Genomic DNA, 5,916 nt, shown 5'->3' with positions numbered 1-5,916 from the left:
CCCAAGGGGATGATTTTCTTTATTCGATATATAAGTGATGACAAATTAGAAAAAATCAGGTCAACCTAGCTTCCGTATTCAACCTTCACATCACCGATGCCACCACTGACGTGGATATTCAATGGCGCAGCGTCGGGATCAGCGTTGTCATTGAGCCCCTCAACATCACATTCTGCGGAACCAATGCCCGTGGTGCAGGTCAGATTCACATAGATATCCTCGGGTATGAGAACGGTGACCTCACCAACACCGGAGGAGATGTCGATAGATCGTTCCTCATCAACCGGTGTCAGGGATGTTAAATCCAACTCAAGCTCACCAACACCGGAGGAATAAGAGCCCTGCAGGTTGCCATCAGTGGGAGTGATCGCCATATCGCCGATGGCAGTGCCACTGTCAGGGCCGACGTTAATATTGTCGATTGCTAGAAACAACAGCATCATTGAGGCAACGCCTGCCACGGCAAAACCACCCAGCACCCAGGGCCAGACACGTTTCTTTTTCTTCTCCGGCTGGGCAGGAACGTGCTGGATATCCCAGGTGTTATAGGTAGGTGCCAAGGGATCCCAGGTGGGTGTTTCAGCACGGTACTGCTGCGCGAAGGGAGCATTATAACCCTGAACGGGATCAACATTGCTCAGGTCAGGTTGTGGCTGTGGGTAGGAGTTCGGATCAAAGTTGTTGTGGGGAGTTGTCATGGTGGAGTCCTGTGTCGGGTCCTGGGCGGGGTCGGAACCATTGGCTAATAGTCCACGGGGTGGCAATGGATGTTTTTTGTGCAGACCCCACCACATGGCAGCCAGCAGCACATAGGTCAGTAAGGAAGCAGAGCCGAAGAATTCTGTTGCCCCAGAGGTGAAGATCCCGGAGAAGAGCAGGAAAAAGATCAGCAGCCACCAACCATGAGTACGATCCTGTGGATGGCCCGGCTTCCAGATGGCCTCCAGCGGCGAAACCGGCACTGAATAGCGGGGCATGAGCATCCACGCCAGAACATAGGCTGCCACACCGGCACCGAGGAAACCGAAAACCACAAAAGCCAGACGGATCAGCGTGGGATCAACCTGATAGCGCACACCAAGGCCTTCACAGACACCAGCAACCTTGGCATTACCGCCCTGCTTGGAGGGAAAACGCACCGGACGGGTGTGCCACATCTGACTGAGTACACCAGCGTCAGTGGGAGTGGGGCCTGGTGTGCTGGTGTTGTCAGAGGTCTCTTGAGCAAAAGGTACAAAACCCGGTCGGGGTTCGCTACGGGGTGGCTGCTCCTGATAAAAGCTCATGGTTTCATTGTGGTCTTATCAGAGCAAAAATAATATCGGGGGAAGCCCTGAACTTCGAGGCCTCAGGGTGTTCCCCGATGGCAGGGGCTTAATAAGACATGACAAGATCAAGATATGAGTAACACACCTGTGCCCTACACCCCGCAGCCAGCGGGGAACCTCGCGCCGCTTTATCCCAAGTTCACCCGCTCCCGGGACGGCCGTGTTGTTGCGGGTGTGGCATCAGGTCTGGCACAACACCTCAATATTTCCCTGTTCTGGGTGCGGGCAGTCCTGATCATTTCCGCACTACTCAACGGTGTGGGACTGTTCGCCTATGCCCTGGTGTGGATCTTCACCAAGATTGAACACCGGGGTGGTGGTGAGGGGGCCTCCGACCTTGAACAGCTGGGTGCAGGGGAGGCGTCGACAAGCAAACGGCTGACCTCCTGGTTGCTGGTGGTGCTGGCCATCGTCGGTGCTGGTGTATCGCTGACGCTGACCACAGGATTTGGTCTAGCCACCTTCATCCCGATCGCCATCGTCGGTGTGGGTGTGCTGATGGTGTGGATCGCCTATGACCGAGGCCTGGAATCCGGCACCAATGTCTTCATCATCGGGGTTGGTGGTGTGCTGGTGCTATCGGCCATTGTCGTGGTGGTGATGAACTGGGATGGGCAGGCAAACTTCGTGGCGGCCCTGGCCACCGTGGTGCTCACCCTGCTGGGTGTTGCAGCCCTGGGTGTGCCACTCTGGGTGCGGCTCTGGGACCAGCTGGGGGAGGAACGTGCGGAGAAAGCGGCGGCCGATGAACGCGCCGATATTGCCTCCCGCCTGCATGATTCCGTGCTGCAGACCCTCGCCCTGATCCAGAAGCGTGCTGATGACCCCGCTGAGGTCACCCGCCTGGCGCGTGGTCAGGAACGTGAGCTGCGACAGTGGCTTTTTGATTCCCAGGATAAAACCCCACAGACCACCGGCACAGTATTCACCGCCCTGGAACGTGCCTGTGGTGAGGTGGAGGACCTCTATGGGCTGCGCATTGTGCCGGTGACAGTGGGTACCGATGAACCCCTGACCGATGAAACCCATGCTGCGGTCATGGCGGCACGGGAAGCACTGGTCAATGTGGCCAAGCATGCAGGCGTGGACAGTGCTGATGTCTACGCCGAGATCATGCTCGGGGAACTGGGCATCTTCGTCCGTGACCGTGGCTGCGGTTTTGATCCGGACAATATTCCCGCCGGCCACCATGGCCTGGCTGAATCAGTTCATGGCCGTGTGGAGCGTGCCGGCGGGAAGGTGCGGATCAGATCTGAGACCGGTGAGGGCACCGAGGTGGCCATCACGATGGATGTTTAGTCTTTAGAACCACATGGCGGGCAGTGCATCCACGCTGATCATCGCTGTACCGATGCCCACAGCTGCCAGGATGCTGAGGAGCACCAGGAGGATACTTCCCCCGGTGCTTGAGCCACTCCAACCAGAACTGGAGTCATCGCTGGGGTTTTGTGGGGCACGGGGCGTGGTGGTGGTGGCGGTGGGAGTGGTGCTTGGCGACGTAGTTGTTGGCGTCGGTGCTGCAGAAGTGGTCGGCAGGGTGATTGTTGGAGTGGGCTCAGCGGTGGTGGGAGCTGGCACAGTCGAACTCGGGAGAGCCACCGTCGGGACTGGTGGGGTCAGGGTAGGGAGCGTGACCGTTGGTGTTGGTTCTGCTGTTGTCGTCGGAGTCGGTGGGACTGTAGTGGGGGGAGCCACCGTGGGGACAGAAGTCGGCAGGGTGATTGTTGGAGTCGGTGGGATCACAGGGGTTGGGACTGGGATATCGATCGGTGGGACTGGATCTCCAATCACCGTGAGAATGGTGTCGGCGGTGATGGTGCCGTCATGGCTGCGGAAGGTGATGATGGCATCGCCGTGGTCCACGCCGACAACATAGTTCCCCATTATTGAGGCAACATCTGGATTACTGGACTCAATGGTTCCGGGAAGACTGAAACCCTTGGAATTCTGCATGAGTAGTTGAGCTGGTTCATTGGGGGCGAGACTGTCTGCAAAAGACATGACACGGAAGTCGTCAACATCAGACTCAGGAATAGCGATGCTGAGTTCAACCACATCATCAAAACCCGTGAGCATGTCAGATTCGGAGGCTTCCTTGGAATGCTCAAAAGCGTAGGTGGTATCCACGCCTCCGGCTCCGACGTAGAGGAACTCTGGATTCAATGCACTGTGCAGGTGACTATTTGCCGCGTTGAAATGGCCTTCTGCAGAATTGAGGACACCTTCCTCCCCATAGGTCATTTCATTGAGGCAGAGCTCCAGCGCAGCATAACCGGTGCAGAGACTCTCAGCCCAGGTGGCGACATTGCCAGATAGCGTTGCAGTGAAAGGGTCCTCCCCGGTGGGCCGATCATGGCTGATGGTGCCGGAGTAGTATTCCTCTACCGCGCGCTGGACCGCGATGCGTTCCATGTCGCCACTCCACTGAAGCCCATTGACATATTCATCTTTGCTCAGACCGGCGTCTGCCACAACATCCTGGAGTTTTTCGCCATTAAAAAGAACGTTCTGCTCGTACATGTGGGCACGGACATTGCGTAGATAAGGAAGTACAGTCTCACGCGTGATGGTCTGATTGAGCTTAACGGAGGTGAACACCTCCACTCCTGTTCCCAGTTTTACATTGAGGGTGTGGGAAGGAGCTGCATGGACAGCAGGAATGGACAAAACAGCAGCAGCGGTAGCAAGGACTGTCACTGCACCGAGGAGAGAACTTTTGATCTTCATGCTATAAAGTTAGCCTGGGGAAACAACAGGGCGTCGGGCATTAGTGGAAGTGATACCCTTTTTGGGGGTGTGGGTGTCGTGCGACTTTCTTGGTTCCGGATATGCGTCAGGTGGTGCTACCTAACTGCTTGTCCTCATGGCGCTGTAATCTGTGAGACATGGTTGAAGTGTTTCTGGTTGATGATCACTCGGTGTTCCGCTCGGGCGTTAAAGCTGAGCTGGGCTCGGCTGTCGATATTGTCGGTGAAGCTGGCACCGTCGCTGAGGCCGTCGCCGGCATCACGGAGGCGCGACCCGATGTGGTGCTTCTTGACGTCCACATGCCCGACGGCGGCGGCCTCGCCGTGATCCGCAAGGTGATCGACGCTGATGTGGAGACGATCTTCCTCGCGCTGAGTGTTTCTGATGCTGCGGAGGATGTCATTGCCATCATCCGTGCCGGTGCCCGGGGGTATGTGACCAAATCAATCTCCGGTGAGGAGCTGGTGGAGGCCATCAACCGTGTGAACTCCGGGGATGCATTCTTCTCCCCACGTCTGGCCGGATTTGTGCTGGATGCCTTCGCCGCACCTGATTCCACCGCCGGTGCCGGCATTGTTGACGCCCCGGAAAAAGACGCTGCCGTGGAAAAGGGCGCCGTGGTGGATGATCCGATCGTAGATGCGCTTACCCGACGTGAACTGGAGGTTCTCCGTCTGTTGGCGCGTGGTTATACGTATAAGGAGATCGGCAAGGAACTGTTCATCTCCGTCAAGACCGTCGAAACGCATGCCTCGAACATCCTGCGTAAAACTCAGCAGTCCAACCGCCACGCTCTGACCCGCTGGGCACACTCAAGGGATCTTGATTAATGGCACGGAAATATGATGCAGCCTCTGGCCCGGGTGGCGGACCTGATCAGGGCACTGTGAAATTCACCTTCCAGCCCACACGAACCCTGCTGTTCAGCATCATCTTCACCGCCTTGGTGATGTGGCAGTCAGGTTTCTCCCTGTGGTGGGCACTGCCGATCTGGTTCATCGTGTGGGCGTTGTTCATCCTGGGGCACAGTTTCTATAACTGGGCCAACCTCAAGCTCATTGAGTTGGGGCGCAGGAATAAAAAGATCCTCGATGAACAGGAAAAAGACAAGAAACGCAGGCGCTAGGCCTGCCTCCTTCCTGAAAAAATGACGCAGCCTCGCCAGCGATAACGTTGGTGAGGTTGCGTCATTGAGAGACCCCGGGAATGCCTTAGGTGTTGCGTGGTTTCTCCACAAAAGCCAGGGCCCGGCTGCCATCAACATGGGGGAATGTCAGGAAGATCCAACCGGTGACCACCAACCACACCAGGATGCTGAGCCATAGTGCTGCGCCATCAAGCAGCGGGGCCAGCATGAGCGTCAGCCAGGTGATGAACAGAGGGATCATCTGCCCGATGGTGGGGAGCATGCTGATATTGTTCTGCGCCCGGTACATCTTCATCTGATTGCGGTAGGGGTGGGCCAACGGGATGATCAGCGCCACCGCAAGCGCTGCCGCCATGACCCCGAATTTCACGCCTGGAGCAAGGGAGGTGGTGAGCACTGCCACGGACCCTCCCACCAGTACAGATGTGCTGATTCGCACGATCGGCGGGGTGGGGATCGGAGTGATGTGGGATCTCATGTGGGTGTAGCTGCTCATGGCGTCCATAAGGATCCAGCCTAATAGATGACCCGGTAATTCCCACTTCCACCCATCATGAGGTGGCAGGTTGTGCAGGTGGGAGGACGTGGTGCTTGCCGAAACCCAGGAACGGAACAGGTGTTCCATCCTTTGGGGCAGGTGATGACCCCCCCGTTACTTGGTCATGGAATGGATAGGACCCTGCCCCGGTCGAT

6 protein-coding genes are annotated in these 5,916 nt (G+C 57.0%); 3 read left to right on the top strand and 3 right to left on the bottom strand.

The annotated features are described in order from the left end of the window. Nucleotides 1–65 precede the first annotated feature (65 nt). Nucleotides 66–1,286, bottom strand: a complete 1,221-nt coding sequence (locus Q0M74_RS12650; protein ID WP_293955018.1) for a PspC domain-containing protein — start codon at nt 1,284–1,286, stop codon at nt 66–68. A gap of 114 nt (nt 1,287–1,400) precedes the next feature. On the opposite strand from Q0M74_RS12650, the gene Q0M74_RS12645 reads away from it, so the two are divergent. Next, the gene (locus tag Q0M74_RS12645) at nt 1,401–2,627 is read left to right on the top strand and encodes a sensor histidine kinase (RefSeq protein WP_293955016.1); all 1,227 of its coding nucleotides are present in this window, start codon (nt 1,401–1,403) and stop codon (nt 2,625–2,627) included. Nucleotides 2,628–2,630: 3 nt separating this feature from the next. Here Q0M74_RS12645 and Q0M74_RS12640 read toward each other — a convergent pair whose 3' ends face one another. Beyond that, nucleotides 2,631–4,055, bottom strand: coding sequence for a hypothetical protein (locus tag Q0M74_RS12640; RefSeq protein WP_293955014.1), 1,425 nt, complete (start codon nt 4,053–4,055; stop codon nt 2,631–2,633). A gap of 158 nt (nt 4,056–4,213) precedes the next feature. Here Q0M74_RS12640 and Q0M74_RS12635 point away from each other — a divergent pair, with 158 nt between their 5' ends. Continuing rightward, on the top strand, nt 4,214–4,906 hold the full coding sequence (locus Q0M74_RS12635; RefSeq protein WP_293955012.1) for a response regulator transcription factor: 693 nt from the start codon (nt 4,214–4,216) through the stop codon (nt 4,904–4,906). After that, nucleotides 4,906–5,202 carry a hypothetical protein gene (locus tag Q0M74_RS12630; RefSeq protein ID WP_293955010.1) on the top strand — a complete coding sequence of 99 codons (297 nt, stop codon included), beginning with the start codon at nt 4,906–4,908 and terminating at the stop codon, nt 5,200–5,202. Before Q0M74_RS12635 ends, Q0M74_RS12630 begins: the two co-directional genes overlap by 1 nt. 85 nt (nt 5,203–5,287) lie before the next feature. On the opposite strand, the gene Q0M74_RS12625 is transcribed toward Q0M74_RS12630, so the two are convergent. Then, a complete protein-coding gene (locus Q0M74_RS12625) occupies nt 5,288–5,728 on the bottom strand; it encodes a hypothetical protein (protein ID WP_293955008.1) in 441 nt (146 codons plus the stop codon). Nucleotides 5,729–5,916: the final 188 nt, after the last annotated feature.

The sequence above is a fragment of the uncultured Corynebacterium sp. genome, assembly GCF_945649885.1.
Lineage (GTDB): Bacteria > Actinomycetota > Actinomycetes > Mycobacteriales > Mycobacteriaceae > Corynebacterium.
This window is presented reverse-complemented; position numbering and strand designations above follow the sequence as displayed.

What these genes read in the sequence shown, in the direction of transcription:
- Q0M74_RS12630 (WP_293955010.1), top strand. Translation starts at nt 4,906, where the DNA reads ATGGCACGGAAATATGATGCAGCCTCTGGCCCGGGTGGCGGACCTGAT.
- Q0M74_RS12640 (WP_293955014.1), bottom strand. Translation starts at nt 4,055, where the DNA reads ATGAAGATCAAAAGTTCTCTCCTCGGTGCAGTGACAGTCCTTGCTACC.
- Q0M74_RS12625 (WP_293955008.1), bottom strand. Translation starts at nt 5,728, where the DNA reads ATGGACGCCATGAGCAGCTACACCCACATGAGATCCCACATCACTCCG.
- Q0M74_RS12650 (WP_293955018.1), bottom strand. Translation starts at nt 1,286, where the DNA reads ATGAGCTTTTATCAGGAGCAGCCACCCCGTAGCGAACCCCGACCGGGT.
- Q0M74_RS12645 (WP_293955016.1), top strand. Translation starts at nt 1,401, where the DNA reads ATGAGTAACACACCTGTGCCCTACACCCCGCAGCCAGCGGGGAACCTC.
- Q0M74_RS12635 (WP_293955012.1), top strand. Translation starts at nt 4,214, where the DNA reads ATGGTTGAAGTGTTTCTGGTTGATGATCACTCGGTGTTCCGCTCGGGC.